The 17,169-nt window shown below is 38.6% G+C and carries 25 protein-coding genes; 23 read left to right on the top strand and 2 right to left on the bottom strand.

The window, feature by feature from the left end:
- Positions 1-254: 254 nt before the first annotated feature.
- Positions 255-764, bottom strand: coding sequence for a ParA family protein (locus AC075L_RS04520; protein ID WP_476387215.1), 510 nt, complete (start codon positions 762-764; stop codon positions 255-257).
- Positions 765-1,719: 955 nt separating this feature from the next.
- On the opposite strand from AC075L_RS04520, the gene AC075L_RS04515 reads away from it, so the two are divergent.
- The 4 genes from AC075L_RS04515 to AC075L_RS04500 all read left to right on the top strand — a co-directional run bounded on the left by AC075L_RS04515 (position 1,720) and on the right by AC075L_RS04500 (position 5,216).
- On the top strand, positions 1,720-2,850 hold the full coding sequence (locus AC075L_RS04515; protein ID WP_476387214.1) for a hypothetical protein: 1,131 nt from the start codon (positions 1,720-1,722) through the stop codon (positions 2,848-2,850).
- 95 nt (positions 2,851-2,945) lie between these two features.
- Positions 2,946-3,533: a hypothetical protein gene (locus AC075L_RS04510; RefSeq protein ID WP_476387213.1), complete on the top strand. Its 588-nt coding sequence runs from the start codon at positions 2,946-2,948 to the stop codon at positions 3,531-3,533.
- 103 nt (positions 3,534-3,636) lie between these two features.
- Positions 3,637-4,323 (top strand): helix-turn-helix domain-containing protein, encoded by a 687-nt coding sequence (locus AC075L_RS04505; protein WP_006426148.1) that lies wholly within the window; start codon positions 3,637-3,639, stop codon positions 4,321-4,323.
- Positions 4,323-5,216 carry an IS3 family transposase gene (locus AC075L_RS04500; RefSeq protein ID WP_226851847.1) on the top strand — a complete coding sequence of 298 codons (894 nt, stop codon included), beginning with the start codon at positions 4,323-4,325 and terminating at the stop codon, positions 5,214-5,216. Before AC075L_RS04505 ends, AC075L_RS04500 begins: the two co-directional genes overlap by 1 nt.
- 124 nt (positions 5,217-5,340) lie before the next feature.
- Here the strand turns inward: AC075L_RS04500 and AC075L_RS04495 are convergent, their stop codons facing one another.
- Positions 5,341-5,625 (bottom strand): hypothetical protein, encoded by a 285-nt coding sequence (locus AC075L_RS04495; protein WP_476387212.1) that lies wholly within the window; start codon positions 5,623-5,625, stop codon positions 5,341-5,343.
- Positions 5,626-5,807: 182 nt separating this feature from the next.
- Here AC075L_RS04495 and AC075L_RS04490 point away from each other — a divergent pair, with 182 nt between their 5' ends.
- The 19 genes from AC075L_RS04490 to AC075L_RS04400 all read left to right on the top strand — a co-directional run bounded on the left by AC075L_RS04490 (position 5,808) and on the right by AC075L_RS04400 (position 16,955).
- A complete protein-coding gene (locus tag AC075L_RS04490; RefSeq protein ID WP_476387211.1) occupies positions 5,808-6,035 on the top strand; it encodes a hypothetical protein in 228 nt (75 codons plus the stop codon).
- Positions 6,036-6,046: 11 nt separating this feature from the next.
- Positions 6,047-7,459, top strand: coding sequence for a DNA cytosine methyltransferase (locus AC075L_RS04485; protein ID WP_476387210.1), 1,413 nt, complete (start codon positions 6,047-6,049; stop codon positions 7,457-7,459).
- A gap of 308 nt (positions 7,460-7,767) precedes the next feature.
- Positions 7,768-8,718, top strand: coding sequence for a hypothetical protein (locus AC075L_RS04480; protein WP_476387209.1), 951 nt, complete (start codon positions 7,768-7,770; stop codon positions 8,716-8,718).
- Between the two features lie 124 nt (positions 8,719-8,842).
- Entirely contained in the window at positions 8,843-9,721 is an 879-nt protein-coding gene (locus tag AC075L_RS04475) for a hypothetical protein (RefSeq protein WP_476387208.1), read from the top strand.
- 3 nt (positions 9,722-9,724) lie between these two features.
- The gene (locus AC075L_RS04470; RefSeq protein WP_055059235.1) at positions 9,725-10,027 is read left to right on the top strand and encodes a hypothetical protein; all 303 of its coding nucleotides are present in this window, start codon (positions 9,725-9,727) and stop codon (positions 10,025-10,027) included.
- 16 nt (positions 10,028-10,043) lie between these two features.
- Positions 10,044-10,205, top strand: coding sequence for a hypothetical protein (locus AC075L_RS04465; RefSeq protein ID WP_476387207.1), 162 nt, complete (start codon positions 10,044-10,046; stop codon positions 10,203-10,205).
- Between the two features lie 9 nt (positions 10,206-10,214).
- A complete protein-coding gene (locus AC075L_RS04460) occupies positions 10,215-10,424 on the top strand; it encodes a hypothetical protein (protein WP_118566579.1) in 210 nt (69 codons plus the stop codon).
- A gap of 26 nt (positions 10,425-10,450) precedes the next feature.
- Complete coding sequence (locus AC075L_RS04455) at positions 10,451-11,095, top strand: hypothetical protein (RefSeq protein ID WP_476387206.1); 645 nt, start codon at positions 10,451-10,453, stop codon at positions 11,093-11,095.
- 133 nt (positions 11,096-11,228) lie between these two features.
- The gene (locus AC075L_RS04450) at positions 11,229-11,528 is read left to right on the top strand and encodes a hypothetical protein (RefSeq protein WP_476387205.1); all 300 of its coding nucleotides are present in this window, start codon (positions 11,229-11,231) and stop codon (positions 11,526-11,528) included.
- Positions 11,529-11,616: 88 nt separating this feature from the next.
- Positions 11,617-12,159, top strand: a complete 543-nt coding sequence (locus AC075L_RS04445) for a hypothetical protein (RefSeq protein WP_476387204.1) — start codon at positions 11,617-11,619, stop codon at positions 12,157-12,159.
- 3 nt (positions 12,160-12,162) lie between these two features.
- On the top strand, positions 12,163-12,351 hold the full coding sequence (locus tag AC075L_RS04440; protein ID WP_055059238.1) for a hypothetical protein: 189 nt from the start codon (positions 12,163-12,165) through the stop codon (positions 12,349-12,351).
- Between the two features lie 189 nt (positions 12,352-12,540).
- Positions 12,541-12,993, top strand: a complete 453-nt coding sequence (locus AC075L_RS04435) for a hypothetical protein (protein ID WP_476387203.1) — start codon at positions 12,541-12,543, stop codon at positions 12,991-12,993.
- A complete protein-coding gene (locus tag AC075L_RS04430; protein WP_476387202.1) occupies positions 12,980-13,453 on the top strand; it encodes a DUF5688 family protein in 474 nt (157 codons plus the stop codon). The genes AC075L_RS04435 and AC075L_RS04430 overlap by 14 nt, the downstream gene beginning before the upstream one ends.
- A 17-nt stretch (positions 13,454-13,470) precedes the next feature.
- A complete protein-coding gene (locus AC075L_RS04425) occupies positions 13,471-14,148 on the top strand; it encodes a hypothetical protein (RefSeq protein WP_476387201.1) in 678 nt (225 codons plus the stop codon).
- A 44-nt stretch (positions 14,149-14,192) separates the two neighbouring features.
- A complete protein-coding gene (locus AC075L_RS04420; protein WP_476387200.1) occupies positions 14,193-14,576 on the top strand; it encodes a hypothetical protein in 384 nt (127 codons plus the stop codon).
- Positions 14,542-15,393, top strand: a complete 852-nt coding sequence (locus tag AC075L_RS04415) for a hypothetical protein (RefSeq protein WP_476387199.1) — start codon at positions 14,542-14,544, stop codon at positions 15,391-15,393. Before AC075L_RS04420 ends, AC075L_RS04415 begins: the two co-directional genes overlap by 35 nt.
- A gap of 2 nt (positions 15,394-15,395) precedes the next feature.
- A complete protein-coding gene (locus AC075L_RS04410) occupies positions 15,396-15,971 on the top strand; it encodes a hypothetical protein (protein ID WP_343309456.1) in 576 nt (191 codons plus the stop codon).
- Positions 15,964-16,398, top strand: a complete 435-nt coding sequence (locus AC075L_RS04405; RefSeq protein WP_118566570.1) for a hypothetical protein — start codon at positions 15,964-15,966, stop codon at positions 16,396-16,398. Before AC075L_RS04410 ends, AC075L_RS04405 begins: the two co-directional genes overlap by 8 nt.
- A gap of 17 nt (positions 16,399-16,415) precedes the next feature.
- A complete protein-coding gene (locus AC075L_RS04400) occupies positions 16,416-16,955 on the top strand; it encodes a DpnD/PcfM family protein (protein WP_476387198.1) in 540 nt (179 codons plus the stop codon).
- Positions 16,956-17,169 lie beyond the last annotated feature (214 nt).

Below are 17,169 nucleotides of genomic sequence, written 5' to 3'. Positions count from 1 at the left end.
CCGCAGCTGTTGTTGTTGCATAATCATATCTGATTGTTGTTTTAAAGAAACGCATTGCTTGTCGCATTTCTTCTGTCATACTTTCGGAATACTTTTCTTTTTGATATCCTTTGTAGAGCTGAGTCTGTGTATAAAAAGCACCAAGACGAACCAGGTTCTTATCTTTATATTCATTAGCTTCTTCACAGCAGTCAATGATATCGTTGTATGCAAAGAGACTGGATTCCTTTCCGAGGTGGAGAGGGGCGATCAGGTTAATCAGATGCTACCAGATACATCATTGTTACAAGGCTGTTCTGCGGAGGGAAATCGATAAAGATATAATCATATTCATCCTCAGCCTGGCTTAACAGTTTTTTTACGCTCTCAATATCATTTATTTCATAACAATCCATTTCCCGGCTGCCAAGTAATACATCAAATTTACAGCTTACGGTTTTAAATTTATTTCCAAACTTTCTTTTTGTGGATTGTTCGATTGTTCGGATGGCACTAAATACAGGCATTTTATCTTCGAGGATGGTGTATAGATTATCTACACCTGGTTTTGTACGGCCCTGGCTTAAAATACATTCATTTGGATCGATTCCAATCTCTATATCAAGTTCATCTGAAAAAAAATACTGAGTTAAATTCATTTGCGAATCCCCGTCTACAAGGAGTACTCTTTTTCCTAATAGAGCAAATTCTGCTCCTAAGTTCAACAGGCTGGTTGTCTTGCCGACACCGCCTTTTCTATTGTATACAGCAATTACTTTTGCCATAATTTTCTCCTTTCCGTGTCCTTTTGATCATTTGTTATTATGACACATACATTTTTAAAATTCAATATGATTGACAACTTCTATTATATAAATTTCAATTTTGGAATGTTTTCACACGAAAAAAATGTCAAATCGGAACCCGGTTCCGATAAAAAATGGCGGTGACATAAGTATCTGCTAAAAAATATTTTGAACTTTCATCTCCTTTTATGTCTTCGGATTCTGACATATTCACTCTATTTCTATATAAAAAATGAAAGATAATAATTTGAGATCCTACGATAAACCAAGTATATCATTGTGGTTTATTCGACTTAATTTGAATTATTAAATTGATGTTATGATATTTTGATAAATCGGAACCCGGTTCCGATCACATCAGAACATACATTCAGGTCAGAGCAAGGCAGGATACTGCAATCAGAACCGGGTTCTGATTTCTAAATAGAACGTTAAAGAAATATTTCTTAAGAAAACACAGATCCTGATTAAATGAGAACCCAGTTACGATTGCACCAAAACATATATTCAGGTTAGAGCAAGACAAAATACTACAATCGGAACCGGGTTCCGATTGTGGCAAATTATTAGAAACTCGAAATATAATAACGGTATATGTCACAAGAAAGTAAAAACACTGATTTATCAAAAGAAATCAGGATATCAATCAGAACCCGGTTCCGATTGAAATAATGATGCTTTAATTATCTAACTACATTTCTTTAAAATACCAGTTTTCATAATTATACCCCATTTTACATTTTCTAAACATAATAAAAAAGAAAAGAGAATAAAAAAATATCACGTAACCTACTAAAAATCCATGAGAAGGAATAACTACTGTATCTTGAACTAAGAAAGCGAAAGAGAGCCTTCCCAAATCCATCCGCGGCAGAATGGAAAAGTAGATCAAAAACAGCAATAAAAAGAAAATCTAAAATACGGAGGAAGAAAAATGGACAACAAATTCAAACTAAGACTTTACAAGAAAACAGGTGGAGAAAAAGGAAATCTGGATAAAGAATTATTCTATGATTCCGCAAAAGAGCTGTGGACAACATACAAGTCCCTGTTTCGTATATCTGATTATTCTCTTAACCCAACTATCTGGGTGCAATCAGGAGAGGAAGACTGGACGAGATACGGCGAAGCAGATTTTGCAAAATTCTTCCTTGGAGGTAAACGTCAGATTGAAATTATAAGCGAGAATATCAAATATACAGGCGAACTTTGTATGAATCTGGAAAAAGAAACCATTGAAGCAGTCTGGGAACTCTGGTTTGATGTCGACCGCTATTTTGGAACAGATACGGATTCCGATGATGAAACCTGGATTAATTTTTACACCTGCTGGCATTCGGATGGAAGAGTGACGGCGATGTATGAAATTGACAGCGAAGAAACATTAAAGGTATTTGACTGGCCGCTGACCGATAAGGAAGGAGAGTTCTTCTTATTAAAAATGGAAGAATACGCCTTAAAGAAGGAGCATTGTTCATTAGAGAATCTGTTTCAATTTGAGAAAGAATATGATGCACTCTGGGATGATACAGGAACATCCGATTCCTATTTGCATAAAGTTGGATACAACTTTCTTTTAAGAGCGAACTATGAAAGATGGGACGGAACAGGAGAGATGCCGGTTACATTCAATAAAGAATATTATTGTACATATCGAGCCGGAATTCCAGGAGGAATACTGAGACTGTCTGTGACAGAGAATAACAGTGAATGGAAATATGTTTTACCCTGCATAGGAATACGGTCCACCGGAGAAGAGATAACCAAAACAGAAAGCATTCCAATAAAAGCAAATGATGCTGAAATAGAAAATGGATTGAAAAAGCTGATATCAGGATTTGAGGAAACATTTTCGGAACAGTATTTATGCCACAAAGGAGTAAGCTATCCAGTTGGTCCTTTAAAGAAAGAGGCAGTACGCAGATATAAAGATGACAATAATTTCATCCGCGGAATTGTCAAAGTAAAACTCTCTGATATGATCGGGAATGACCTTGATGGATTCCTTGATCTGATCTCTGAAAAACTGACAGGAAGTCGCGTTACTGATGGATATCGGATATGAACCCGTAAGTGTATTTGAGGAAGGATTATATCTTCTGGTATCAGGGGATGTATCGGGAATTCTTGATGAAGAACAGAACAACGAGGGGGATGGAAATGAATAATGAAATGGTAAGAAGAGCCTGCCATGCGATCGGTATGGATAATAAAAGTCCCTTTTACAAGTTTGGAAAGAAACATTTCATTTCCTACCGAAATTACTCTGTTTCAAACAGACTGGGGGATGAGTATTTTGACAAAATGGAATCTGAAGGACTGGCAGAATCAGACCGTGGAAAACAGTCAGTTACCTATTATCTGACAGAAAAAGGATTCCAATGGCTGGAGAAGGAATGCAGCATGGTAAGCCACGCGAAAAATCGTCCGGAAAAGAAATATCATTTAAACAAAGACGATGAAGAACAGATTATAGAGATCTGGGCCTGGCTGAAAAAGAAAGAAATCTATACTTCCGAATTCCCAGAAGAACTTGATGTTGCCATTTGGCTGGATACTGATGCAATGGAATCGTTCTTCGAGTATTTTGGGAAGGAAGAGAACCCGGTTCCTGCAAGGATTTACCAGAACGCAATCCTGGTATTGTTTTCAGATGTCCTTGATTTCAAAGTAACCGGTATGCGGATCTTGGTCTTTCAGGCCTCATGGAATGAGAGAGGAGTGGTAACTTTTTTAGGAGCCAGTTGAGGCTCCTTTTTTCGTGCATAAAAAAAGAAGCCCCGAAAGGCTTCTGGTATGCTACCCTCATATAGGACAATGAAATATAAAAGTCCTATATGGGGGTATTTTCATGTTCAGAAAGAGTAAGATAGAACCAGTAGAAAAAGTAAAAATAGTCGAACGCTACCTTGCAGGAGAAATTGGCATACAGCAAGCAGGAAAAGAATTGGGAGTTGATCATCATAGTATTCGAAATTGGATTTCTATTTATCAGTATGATGGACCAACTGGATTACTCAATCAACCGAAAAACAAATCTTATTCAAAAGATTTAAAAATATCTGCTATAAATGATTATCTTAACGGAGAAGGATCTCTTCAGGATATTTGCACAAAATACGGAATTCGTTCACACAGACAGCTTTCCGATTGGATTAAGGTGTATAATTCTGGTGGAATATTAAAAACATCCACTGGAGGTGCTTACATGAAAAAGGCAAAGAACACTACACTTGATGAGAGATTAAAAATAGTAACAGATTGTCTTGCAAATGATAAGAATTATGGTGCAATGGCACTCAAATATGATTGTTCCTATCAACAAGTTCGCAATTGGGTAATACGATACGAAAAGATGGGTCAAGCGGGTCTGGAAGACAGACGTGGACGTCGTATAGCTTCTCTTCCAAGCAGAACACCTGAAGAAGAGCTACGTGACAAGATAGCTGAACTGGAAAGAAGAAATCTAGACTTACAAATGGAGAATGATCTGTTAAAAAAAGTCAGAGAACTGGAAAGGAGGGGTCGCTATCTTTAATCCATCGGTTAGCCGAATATGAAGCCATCCAAAAACTATCGTCTACTAAGCATTATCCCATAGATAGACTTTGTAAATATCTTAATGTTACACGTTCTGCGTATTACCGCTGGGGAAAATATCCGAAAAGTAATAATGAACTTCGAAACGAAAGACTATCCACTGAAATCCAAAGGATTCATCACCAGCATCCAGATATGGGATACCGAAGGATTCGTGATGAATTAGATGGACATAAAGGAATTCATGTGAATGATAAACGAGTACTTCGTATTTGTAGGAAATACGATATAAAATCAAATATTAAATGGAAACCTAAGAGTTGTACCAGAGGAGACAGAAATCCTGATCACATAGCAAAAAACTATTTACACCGTGAATTTCACGCCGAAAAACCGAATGAAAAGTGGCTTACAGATGTTTCTGAATTTAAATACTACAACGGAATAGAAGTTCATAAAGTTTATCTGAGTGCTATTTTAGATTTATATGATAGAAGGATTGTTTCCTTTAAAATCAGCGATCATAATGATAATCCATTAGTTATGGACACGTTTGATGAGGCTGTTCGTCAGGAGCCAGATGCACACCCATTAGTTCATTCTGATCGAGGCTTTCAATATACAAGCGCACAGTTTTATACTAGATTAAAAAAACATCATATGAAGCAGAGTATGTCTAGAGTTGCCCACTGTATTGACAATGGACCAATGGAAGGGTTTTGGGGAATTCTAAAACGAGAAATGTATTATAAACAGCGTTTTAATGACAGAAGCTCTTTGATTACTGCGATAGCTAATTACATAGATTACTACAACAACCAACGACTTCAAAGGAAACTGCATGTAATGACACCAATGAAATATCATGAGCAATATACAAAAGCAGCATAAAATATCGCCAGCCATAGCATGGCTGACGATACAAAAATTTATTATTTTTTATTGTCCTCTTGACGGGGAGCATACCATTCTCGTTTGGACACAACCCGGCTCTTTTTAGCGGGTGATGGAAAAATCAGTAGACGACACTCCAGTTTCCGTCAACGTTTCCGCATGTCTCATATGCGTAACTCTGATGGGAACCAAAGTCCGCAGCCTTAAGAAAATCCTTAACAGGAACGGTATATAGACCGTAATCACCGCTAAGAGCCATCAAGACTGCTTCATATTCACAGGAAGATGTGTTCTTGGCTACACCAATGAACTTATACAGAGAGTCGTCCTCTGCACGTTTCACGACACTTCCTTCACGAATTTCTTCCACTGTTTTTTTTCCAAAATCTTCTCTTATTCTATACATCACTTTTTCTCCCTTCGTTTTTAAAGATAAAGATAAATTGAAAAAAAATCTCCAAAATGAAAAAGGATAAAAAATCCCTGCCTATTTTTATGAACCGGGTTCCTTTTTCATTTTTTTTTTTAAACCAAAACGAGAGGAGAAAAAAACATGCAAAGATCAAGAAAACAAAGGAGGAATTTATCATGCTGGTAGGAGATCTCGTTTACAATGACTATTTTGACTGCGACTGTAATTACAGGATATATGACTGCATAGCGGAAGATACCCATTATGACAAAGGTGCGAAATGTATCTATGATGCAGTCAGAGACGGCAACCGGAAACCCCTTGACGCGGTCCTTGATATGCAGGTTCTGTATCTGACAGTGACTGATAACTGCATCATCATTGAAGCAGGGAGAAATCTTTAAGGAGAGAACAAATGAGAAAATATAAAACATCAAAACGAGGACTTACCTTCTCCATCACCCCGGATGAACAATATTATCCGGGAAGCCATTATGTCTATGAGGTAAGAAGGAACTGTATCATTATCAGACCATCTGAGGAAGGCATGACAGTGTCGAGGAAGAAATGTGGGGTAAAAGAAAAAGCACTGTTTGACATCCGGCAGAAAGATGTCCGCAGAGCCGTATCCACAAGTGATTACCTGGAGATGGAAGTAAAAGAGGACAGGATCGTTGTCCGGTGTGTCAGGGAGATCAGAAACAGGATCATTTCCCTTGAGGAAGTGATGAAGGAATTCTGCATTTCCAAAGCAACTCTTTCGATAGCTGCAGGTATGGAAGGACAGATCACCTTTGATGAATATCTGGCATCCATAACTGAAGACACACAGTTGGAAAATGATCTGAAACAGGTATTTTTTGTTATGTCCCTGTTTTCCGGGGCAGGTATGCTGGACTGGGCTTTTTATAAAGACCCGGCCTTTGAGATCAGGTTTGCCTGTGATTATGACAAGGGTGCCTGTGAATCATACCGACACAATATAGGAGACCATATCTTTCATGGAGATGTAAGAACAATACATGGAAATGATGATCCTTATAACCTTATTATCGGAGGACCGTCCTGTAAACCGTTTTCTGCCAGCAACAGAAGGAAGATGGCAGGAGACCACCAGGATGTGGATCTGGTCAATGAGTATATCCGGATCACAAAGAAGAACAGACCGGAAGTATTTGTGATCGAAAACGTCCCCCAGTTTATCACCTGTGAACATGGTAGGTACATGGACAGGGTAATGAATGGGCTGGGGAATACCTATGAGATCACTTCGGCCATAGTCAGGGATACAGATGTTGGAGGATACACATTAAGGAAACGTGCGATCCTGATCGGATCCCGGATCGGATTGATCCGTCTGCCGGATAAGGTCATCCATCCCATCCGTACTGTACGGGAAGCACTTAAAAAAGTGAACCCGGAATGGTTCAACTATACCGATCAGACAGTCAGCCGTCCGGAAACGGTGAAAAACATGTCTTATGTCCACCCGGGACACAATTTTAAAGATATCCCGGAACTAAGGGATAATCCCAACATGCATTCCGACCGGTATTATCGCCTGGACCTGAACAGCCCATCCCCAACCATTGTCAATTGGAGAAAACTGCCATTGATCCATCCGACTGAAAACCGGACACTTACCGTAGCGGAGGCTTCCGCACTGATGGGATTCAATAAGGAATTTCAATTCCATGGCTCTTTAGACAGCCGCCAGCAGCAATGTGGAAACGGCTGTACCCTGGCAATTGGGAAACTGATCAAAGAAACAGTAAAAAAGGCTTTATCAGCCTTCCATAATAAAGGCAACGTTCCAGTCATAAATTAAAGAGGAAAACAAATGAAAACGATCATGATGTATCAGTGTGAGAAGTGCAGGAAAGTATACGATTCAGCAAGTCAGGCAATGACCTGTTAGGCAGCACATTACGGATTAACTTTGGAAGAGTACTATCACTGGAGGGAACTTTTAAAAACTGTTAAAGAAGCAGGTGCCATGAACAGCATCAGTAAAAATGAAAGAACGGATAAAGCGTTTGATGATGCAGTGATCCGGCTCGTAGAATTTGAGAAAGAGCATAAGCTGGTCTGATCGCTGGCTAAAAAAATATGTATGAAAACTAAGGAGGAAAACACATGGCTGATTTTTACAAAGATAACTATAAAGAAGGGATGACCGTATATCTTTTGTATACCGGATACGATCTCTGTGTAGGGAAGTATGCTCCCCGTAAGAAATATTCCATCACAGAAGGGATTATTTCCGAAATGGGAAAAAACTATCTTAAAGTGAGCACTGAAGGACAAAAAATATGCTTTAGATTTAATGAAGAAACAGGGCAGATCTGGCAGGATCCAAGAGAAAGTGATTCTGTATACGGTCTTGAAATCTACGGCAAAAAAGAAGCCGCTGAGGAGGCTGCTCTCAGATACAAACTAATCAAAGAGACATCTGTTTTATTTGGAAGCATTTCCTGTTTACTGGACAGATATCCTGTCAGAGACTTAAAAATCCTGAATGATTTTGCTAAAATGGTTAATTCGGAAAGAAACTCTCTTGATCATACCATGGAGGGATTTCTCGATACACTTCCATCTGATATCAAAGACTCCTTTTATCGGAAAATTTGGGCTGATCATGTATATGAGGATATCAGAGGCATGGACATGAAAGTGTCTAAGGAGAGAGCAAAAAAAGTATCCAGGGATTATGTGAATGGAAGATATGACTGCAACCTTTCTTACTGGGACAATCTCAATAATCTTCTTGAGGAAATTCCGGAGGAGCAGACAAAGCAGGAATGCATAAGCCTTCATGAATGCCTTACCAAAAGACTTCAGACGGAGGTTTCTGCGATCCACAAATGCTCTGCCATAGACATCGATTTCATTAATAATAATGGGATCGAAGATGAAACACAGATACATGTATATCAGAATATTCTTACCAGGGCAGGAACAAAGGAAGCGGAAGAGCTGTTTCGTTCATTAGAGAAAGAATTAGGAGCAAACCGTAACCGGATCATTTCCTGTACTGTGGTTGCCTCCGCGGAGACCGTAGAGGAACTGGACAAACTGTTAGATTGATTTTTGGATAAACCGCTGTCATTACGATGGCGGTTTTTTATTATCCTTTATTATTCTCCATTTTTTCAATGTAAATAAAACGAAAGGAGTAAAACAATATAACTATCAAAACGGAGGAAGAATTATGAACAAATACATAAAGGAAATCAAGGTTTTTACTTTCCCGGAACTTAACGGGGAGGCAAAAGAAAAAGCTAAGGAATGGTATTTAAACGATGAGATACTCTCATTGGAATTAACAAATGACTACAAGAACGATCTTTCGTATATCTTTCCACGCAGTGAATTAGAAGTGCAGTGGTCATTATCATACTGCCAGGGAGATGGAGTAAATATCTATGGTTCCGTGAACATAGAAGATATTTTTGCTCTTCCTCAAAAAGCCCCTGCATACAACTGGATCAACGGATATCTTATAGAAAAGGAAATCCGTACTTTAAAGTTCTATATGAGCGAGTACAAGAATGAGGTTAAGATCCCGGTAAACCGCAGGTACTGTTATTGTATGGCAGACAGGATTGATCTTGCAGAAGACTTCCAGTATGAACTTGAAAACATGGGGATACGTGATATCCGGGTTTCTGTTCTGGAAAAAGCCGAAAGACTTGTAAAGCAGGTTTTTTCACAGCTCTGTATGGAGTACGAGAAGCAGGGATATGCACAGCTCTATGAGATTTCCGATGAGGATATGGAGGAAATATGCGAATCCAATGGTTATTATTTCCTTGAAAATGGAGAATTCTTTGAAGAAGACTGCATCGAGGAGCCGGAAGAACTGTCAGCATATTTTGACAACAATGGAGATCAGTGTATAGACCTGAGCCGTGATGATGATGGTACGCCGGTAGAAGAGATCGGAAGATATGAGGTCACCTTTGAGTACGGAAGATGCAGGTATTACTGTTTCATTGATGCAGTCAGTCTGGAGGAAGCAATGTTTATTTTCTTTAAGAACCATCCGCATATCAATTACGATATGGTGATTGAACATATGGAGGTATAAGAAATGGTATATCAGTTGCAGAGACCTTCAATTGAAATGATCATTGATTACTGTCGGGACCTGCTTGCAGATGAAAAACTGGAAGTATATGAATTTGGACAGAATTGTGATCTTGTCCTGCATATCTATAAGGATGGGGAGTATTCTCCATCCGCGGACAAAGATATTTTTAACATGGTCCGGGTTCACACTGCCAGAGACGGAGAGTGGGTGGATGACGCAGACGATATTGATCTGAACACCAGACGCTTTCTTCGTCAGGAACTGGAACGGATCAATGAGTACAGAAACTTTGGAATACTATAAAACAAAGGAGAAGAATATGAGAATTAAGGACTTAATAGAACAGCTTAGTATGTATGAAGAAAATTCTGAGGTTATCATTTATGACGATAATAATGACAGAGAGTATGAAATTGCAGCTATTGACGCGGATGAAGGCGATGAATCTGATAATGATCCGCAGATTATGATTATATTCTAAAGGGGAAAAATGAAAGATCTGATTATAACTTATACAAGCGAAAACAAAGTTATCAAAAAAGAGTATGATCATATTTTTGATTTTACAGATGAGATAGAGGATACCAATATTTCAGTGCCCACTCAAAGGAATATAACTGCAACCTTTTTTGAAAACAGGACTGAAAAATTTAATACAATGGATGACTTATACAGACATTGCGTGGCAATTTTAAAATAATTTCAAATACAGAGGAGAATATGTCCATGAGAAAAGAAATCATTACAGCTATAGACAGAGATGGAATAGAGGTACGTATCCATAGTCTTGTATTTAATATTTACAAGGAAAAAATCAACCTTATTGATACGATCAAAGGTGCAGTAGCGAGTTATATTAATTCCGGATATGGTTTCCGGGAATATGAAAACAACTGCTACAACTTCAACTGGGGAGATCTCTTATTAATCCCTAATAGTTTTCTTCGTCAGTTCGGCATTGAAAGAGAATCGGAAACGGAAAGCACTGAGGTGGATTTTAACGAACAATTGTTTTCTGTAAACGACTTGAATTTTACGGAAGAGAAGTGGGAGACTCTGAAAAGGAAATTGTTCATGCATGGGAGAAAAGCCCTGGAAGATTACCTTGATACGGACACCGAAAACCTCGATAAAGATTCCATTGAAAAACTGCTGGATCAGGTTTCGGAACAGATGCCCGACGAGGAATCATTCAGATATTACTCTAAATACTGTCTGGAAGCAGATAACTCCGTTGAAATCAAGGAAGACTTGATCAGTACAAACATGGGAGATATTCCCAAAAGGGATTACTTAGATATCAAGGCTCAACAATATGGCTTTGATGACTATGCAGACATGAGAAGTCAGGGACTTGTACTGAATATATAGTTGCATTGTATACTGCCATCCGACGATGGCAGTTTTTATTTGCAGAAAAAATCACCATTTTAAATCTGAAAATAAAACGAAAGGAGATAAAAATTTTAACCTATCAACGATGAAAACAAAGGAGAATAAGACCATGAAAAACAAAACAAATAGAATAAACCTTATATGCAAAGTAGGTGATACCATATGGGATATTGCTGATGGATATTTGGAACCGTGCAAAGTAACAGCATTTTCATATGGTGAGTGCGAGGGATATATTGAACATCCTGTCGTTTTTGATGAAATAGTTTTTTACTATATAAAACCTCGTAGTGGCCTTACTGGAAGTTTTGCAGCAAGTGAAATCGGAAACACACTCCTCCTGACTAAAGAGGAAGCTGAGAAAAAATTAGAAGAAATTTTTGAGGAGAAATGGAAGATATTCATCTGAACGACGAACATTTTCTTCGGCAGGAACTGGAACGGATCAATGAGTATAAAAACCTTGGAATACTTTAATAACAAAGGAGAATACGAATATGAAAAAAAATACAGCGATAGAAAGAACGGAATGGATCATTTCTGAATCAAACACTGATGTAGACGGGATAATAATGCATCGCTTTTTAGGAACAGAAAACGAAGTAAAAAAGATTTTACTTCATCTGGTAAAAGAAAGTGAAGAAAATGATTCTTACGAATATGAGCACGGAACGGAGGATACCGAAGAAGTTGAATCCGAATATCAGGGACATCTGTATGCGTATGCATCTTTCTCATCTTATCATATCGATTTTACTGCAGTTATGAATGAGAAGATAAAATCCTTAAAATATAAGCCTGTCATTAGATATATTGCGAAAAAAATAAAATGGGATACCGACGGAGACCAGGATACGTTCGATTCCCTTCCACAGGAAGTGATCCTTCCGGCTAAGTTTTCAAAAGAAAATTATGAGGATGAAAACGGGTTTTTTGGTGAAGCTGAAAAGATAGAAATGCAGGATGACATCTCCGACTGGCTTTCCAATGAGTACGGCTTCTGTCATGACGGATTCGAGCTTACACAGAAGGAGGTGTGACTTATGACACGCTGCTACATCTGCGAAAAATCTGACATTATGATTCCAAACAGCAAGGTAACCTACCATGGCAGAAAAAACGGAAAGAAAGTCCAGAAGACTGTCCGTATCTGCAACTGCTGCGGAGCTATGATGTCCGATGAAGAGATCCTCGAACAGGTATCTGAATGTCTGGGATGGGACAACGAATAAGCTGTCCTGCATGATAGTTTTATATTTAAACTGCCACCTTTTACGATGGCAGTTTTTTTTAATAAAAAAGTGAATTCGAATTCACTTTTTTCATTAGAACTCTTTTTTAACATCTTACCTTTGTATTTAAAACGAAAGGAGAAATACAAATTAAACTCATTAACAACCACAAAACAAAGGAGAAAAAAAATGAACAAAAACGAATTTGCAGAAAACTTGGTAAAAGAATTCAGTGTGAAGCATCCAAATTACAGCGCGTCTGTAAAGAAACCGGAAGAAGCACCGGTAACAGATGATGTATGTGCCATGTTTCAAAAAAACAGGACTGTAATTTTGGTCCATATGGATGTTGCTTTTGAAGACTATTGTCAGCACGGAATAGAAGTCGTTCTGCAGAAAATTGACAATTCCCTGACATATTGTGAAAAGAATGGAAAAAAGGGCGAAGAATTAGTGGATACGCTTGACTGCTACGAGAGCATCAAGGACAGGCTGTTTATCCGGGCATTTAATTGTGAGACTGGCAGAAAGAAAATGGAAAATGGGGTATGTCGCAGAACTGTTGGAGGAGTAACGCTGGTCCTGTATGTACTTTTGGAGACCACAGATGGAAAGGTAGGAATCGATTATGATTCCAGCTGAAGCAGCCTGCAAATGGGACAAGTCCTATAACAAGTTATTTTCAGTTGCAATGGAAAACACATTAAAACTTTTTCCTCCGCGGATAACGGATTTGGGAACCCTCCTTTTTAATCCGTATTCAAGCGGTAAGCCATTTATGGAAGATGATTTCCATACAGATGCCGACTTTCAGATCTTGATTTCAAAAAATAGGTTATTTGGTGCAACTGCGATTTTCTTCCCAAAAGTAGCAGAACGAATCAGTCAGATCATGGGGGGAGACTATTACTTCGCAACAACAAGTGTACACGAAGTGTTCGTCCATAAGATCAACACGATCTCTCCGAAGAACATTAAAGAAGGCTGGAATGCTTCAACAGATGCGGGAATATCAGACGGTTCATTGACATCTGCGGATTTTCTTTCTGACAGAGTGTTCCGTTATGACAGCAGGAAGAAAGAAATCGTGACTGTTCTTTAAAACAAAGGAGGAAAACTATGTATAAGCTGGATATTACCTATTCATGGGATGACGCGGAAGAAGGGATGCAGTTTACTTCTTTCCAGAAAGCATGTGAGAAGGCAAAGGAGCTGGCAATGAAAGAAGTCGAAACCATTTCCATTGAACATGGAGCTGAATCAGGGCTGTTCATTGACGGTGATCGAGTTCAGGAGAAAGGAACCATCACATTACACTACCTGTACGACGATACTTATTGTTATTATTGCGTAGGTCATGTGCATGACAAAGATGCGGTAAGTACTTCTGTTGAATATGACTCTTTTGAGGATATGGCAGAACATTTAAGGTATTGGAGCAACGGCATGGGAGAACTCCATTGTCACGGAAAGCGTGAGATAACACAGGACGATCTTCCGGAAACGTTAAAGTACGTTTATCAGGAATTGTGGAACAGCGACGCCGGATGCCCAGAATATATCGTTGAATATGACGGGGAATATTATCTTGCTGTATTCGGTGAATATGTAACCGACACCTATTTGGATGCCTTATCCAGAGCAGAAAAACTCATGTATCGGAACAAAGGCTGCTGTGTTGTGTCCTGCAAAACGGATGCGAATGACTATGAACTGTATTTCCTGATCCCTGCGGAGACAGAAAAATCTGAGTTCAACAGAATGGAAAAAGAAGCAAATTCTGCTTTACTTGGTTAATGATATGGCTCCTTCGGGAGCCATAAAATATAGGAGGAAACATCATGAAAGTGAAAACATTGATCGAAAAACTTGAAAAAATGGATCCGGAGGCAGAAATCCGACTGCACGACAAAGTGGGTGAACCGGTATTATTTGTGCTCAGTGCAAAGAATATCCCGGACGTCTGGCTTCAGTCAGAAAGAGATGTTGATATGGCCGACGAGATTCAGTCTCGCTTCGACGATGCCATTGAAAATGGTACGGACGAACTGGATGTATACATGGAGATGCTGGAAGCAGGCATTGATGTATCTATGGTAAGGAAGTACCTCGGAGATAATGCTGCGGAGCATATGCAGAATTTCTGCGGAGAGCATAGAAAAACTTTCAGAACTACTAAGGAGAAAAAAAATGAAAATATATCTTGTATGCATATTAGACAGTGATAATTACAGAGAGCCGACATTCTTATTTTTTGAAAAATTTTTAGAAGCTCATGAATACATAAAAAATTTAATCTTGTCAGAACTGAAAAACAGCAATATCTGGTCTTCGAAAACAGAAATTAATTATGTGGATAGTACGGATGGCTCTGAAGATCAGGTTTTAAGAATCGACTATTCGTTTGGTGATGGAGCATTCTTTGTTCATACGGTTCATGAAATAGAAGTAGAAGACAAAGATAATATTTGCGTATATCATCATGCATATAATGGAGTTGGTTTTTATATCGAAAAAATTGGTTCTTTAGAAGAGTGTCAGCAACAAATGAAAACCTCTGCAATAAATTCAGCGACGGATTTTGGCGTAGATATGAAGAACGATGGGTTTTTCGAAGTAAATAATAGGGATAGCTGCGTTGACGTCGGAGAAGAATGGCATATGTGTGACATTGTTCAATTCAATGTAAGCGAAATACTTAAAGAGAATGAATCCGAAACAGATATATCTACAAACATAATTGAACCAGAAGAAAAAAATAAAAGCTACAGACATAAGTATACTGATGATGTCTATCAAACTATGAAATGTTTATATGAACCATTGCATCAACCTATTAATCCTAAAGATTGTGACCATGAGTTTGTTACAATGGAAGAAGTAATGGAAGCTGTAGATGAAATGGATGAAACTGATTTCTTTGAACATTTATGTGAGCTTCATGGAATTCCTTGTAGCATGGTAGAGTATTTATATGAAACTGCTTACGGAAGTTCAGAACGCAAAAAGAAAAGTCACTATATTTTACAAAGGAGGATTTAATTATGCTGAAAGAAATAAAAAGAGAAAAAGATGTGATTACAAACGTTGATTTTTTTAATGAAATCATCTTAAAAATCAAGGAAACTAAAAAATGGCCAGAAATGTTGATTGAATATGCTTCAGCTAACAATCATGACAAAGTAGGGTTATATAATTATGAATTTGATCCTCATTTTGTATTAAAACCAGGCGGAAGTGAGGGATATTATCTGGATCTTGGGATCTATGGTAATTATACTCTTACAGATTCGGTTAATATTCTAAATCTTGGAACAATCAAGACCTTAGAAGAAACGGAAGATGGAATACGACAGATGGCAGTCCTTTATGGAGAGTGTCTGATCGCATACGAAGCTATTCTTCGTGATCGGAAAAATCTGGATGCTATTACAAGAAAAGGTTTCGATCTTCATTTCATGGATTCTGAAGGGAAAATTTCCAACTGGGGATATTCCGGAATAAAAGACAGAGAATCTGCCTTACAGAGATTCCATGAGTATCATGAAATGGATCCGGATAAATATGCGAGAGCGATCATCCGCGACAATATGACTAGAAAGGAGAAAACGTATGCTTAAAAACAAACGGAGAAAACTGGAGTGCGAGATTAACAGACTTCTTATCTTCGACAATTATGACGGAAGATATTCCGTCTACACGCCCTGGGGCCATTGTCTGTTAGCGGGTACATGTCTGGCGTTCGCCAAAAGCTTTGCCCACAACTTTACCAGGTATATCGCATATCCGTTATCAGAAAACAGTAAGAAATACCTGTCACAGTATATTGAGTTGTCAGATAAGACGGTCCTTGCTATCGGAAAACATGCTATGCGCTATGCACTTCATACGGACATCTGCGCATATTATAAAGATATGGAAGATTTCTTTTCTGACTGGTGCAGTATTGGATATTCCAGAACAGAAGCAAGAAAGCTGATGCATGGAGGACACGGAGAATTCATGAAGCTTCCGGATGGGCTCGGCTATATCCGGTTTGTAATATAAGAACAAAGGAGAATACCATGAAAAATTATGCTATCACAATCAGAGAAACTATATCAAGAACAGTCATCGTTGAGGCGGAAGATTTAACCGAAGCGGTCCAGAGAACAGAAGATGCCGTAAATGACGGAACGATCTGTCTTAACTGTGAAGACTGCTTTAACAGGGAGGTAGATGCCGCAGACTGGTCGAAAGATGGGATCATTCCAAAAGAAAGTAATGTTGAGTACTATGAACATCTGTATAAAAGCACCTGTATCGGATATCTGTATAGAGACGCATCTAATTACAAGGTACCTAATAAGGTGATCGTTCCGGGAAGATATACGGACGAACAGATTAAAACGATCATTAACTGTCTGGATGATGGAATGTATTTCATTCCAGACAAGGTGGGCTTTCCGGAAAAGAAGTTTGATACGGAGACGGAAGATGACCACCCGTGGTTTGAACTTGATGCACTGGATTTTGAGGACTCCGCGGAAGCTCCGCAGATTGACAAGTCCCCGGAAGAAGTAGTTGATCTCTTCCTGGCGGCGAAAGATCACTGGGAAGAATGAGTTGTTTATGATTGAGGAACCGGATGGTTCCTCTTTTTTTGTGGTTTTATTTTGAGAAATCAGGTATAGTCCTTCCTGTTTTTTGGCTGTATCTATCCATTCCGAAATAATAATGCTGGCATTAATGACATCTTCCTAATATGTTCTTCCATCTGCCATGCATCTCGGAAGCTGAGAAACCGTCACAAGAAAGCGGAAATCCTCCGAGGACCAT

The organism is Blautia sp. ZXY-1-B12 (assembly GCF_056339915.1).
The sequence above is the reverse complement of the archived record's forward strand: the minus strand, read 5'-3'. Positions and strand labels throughout refer to the sequence as shown.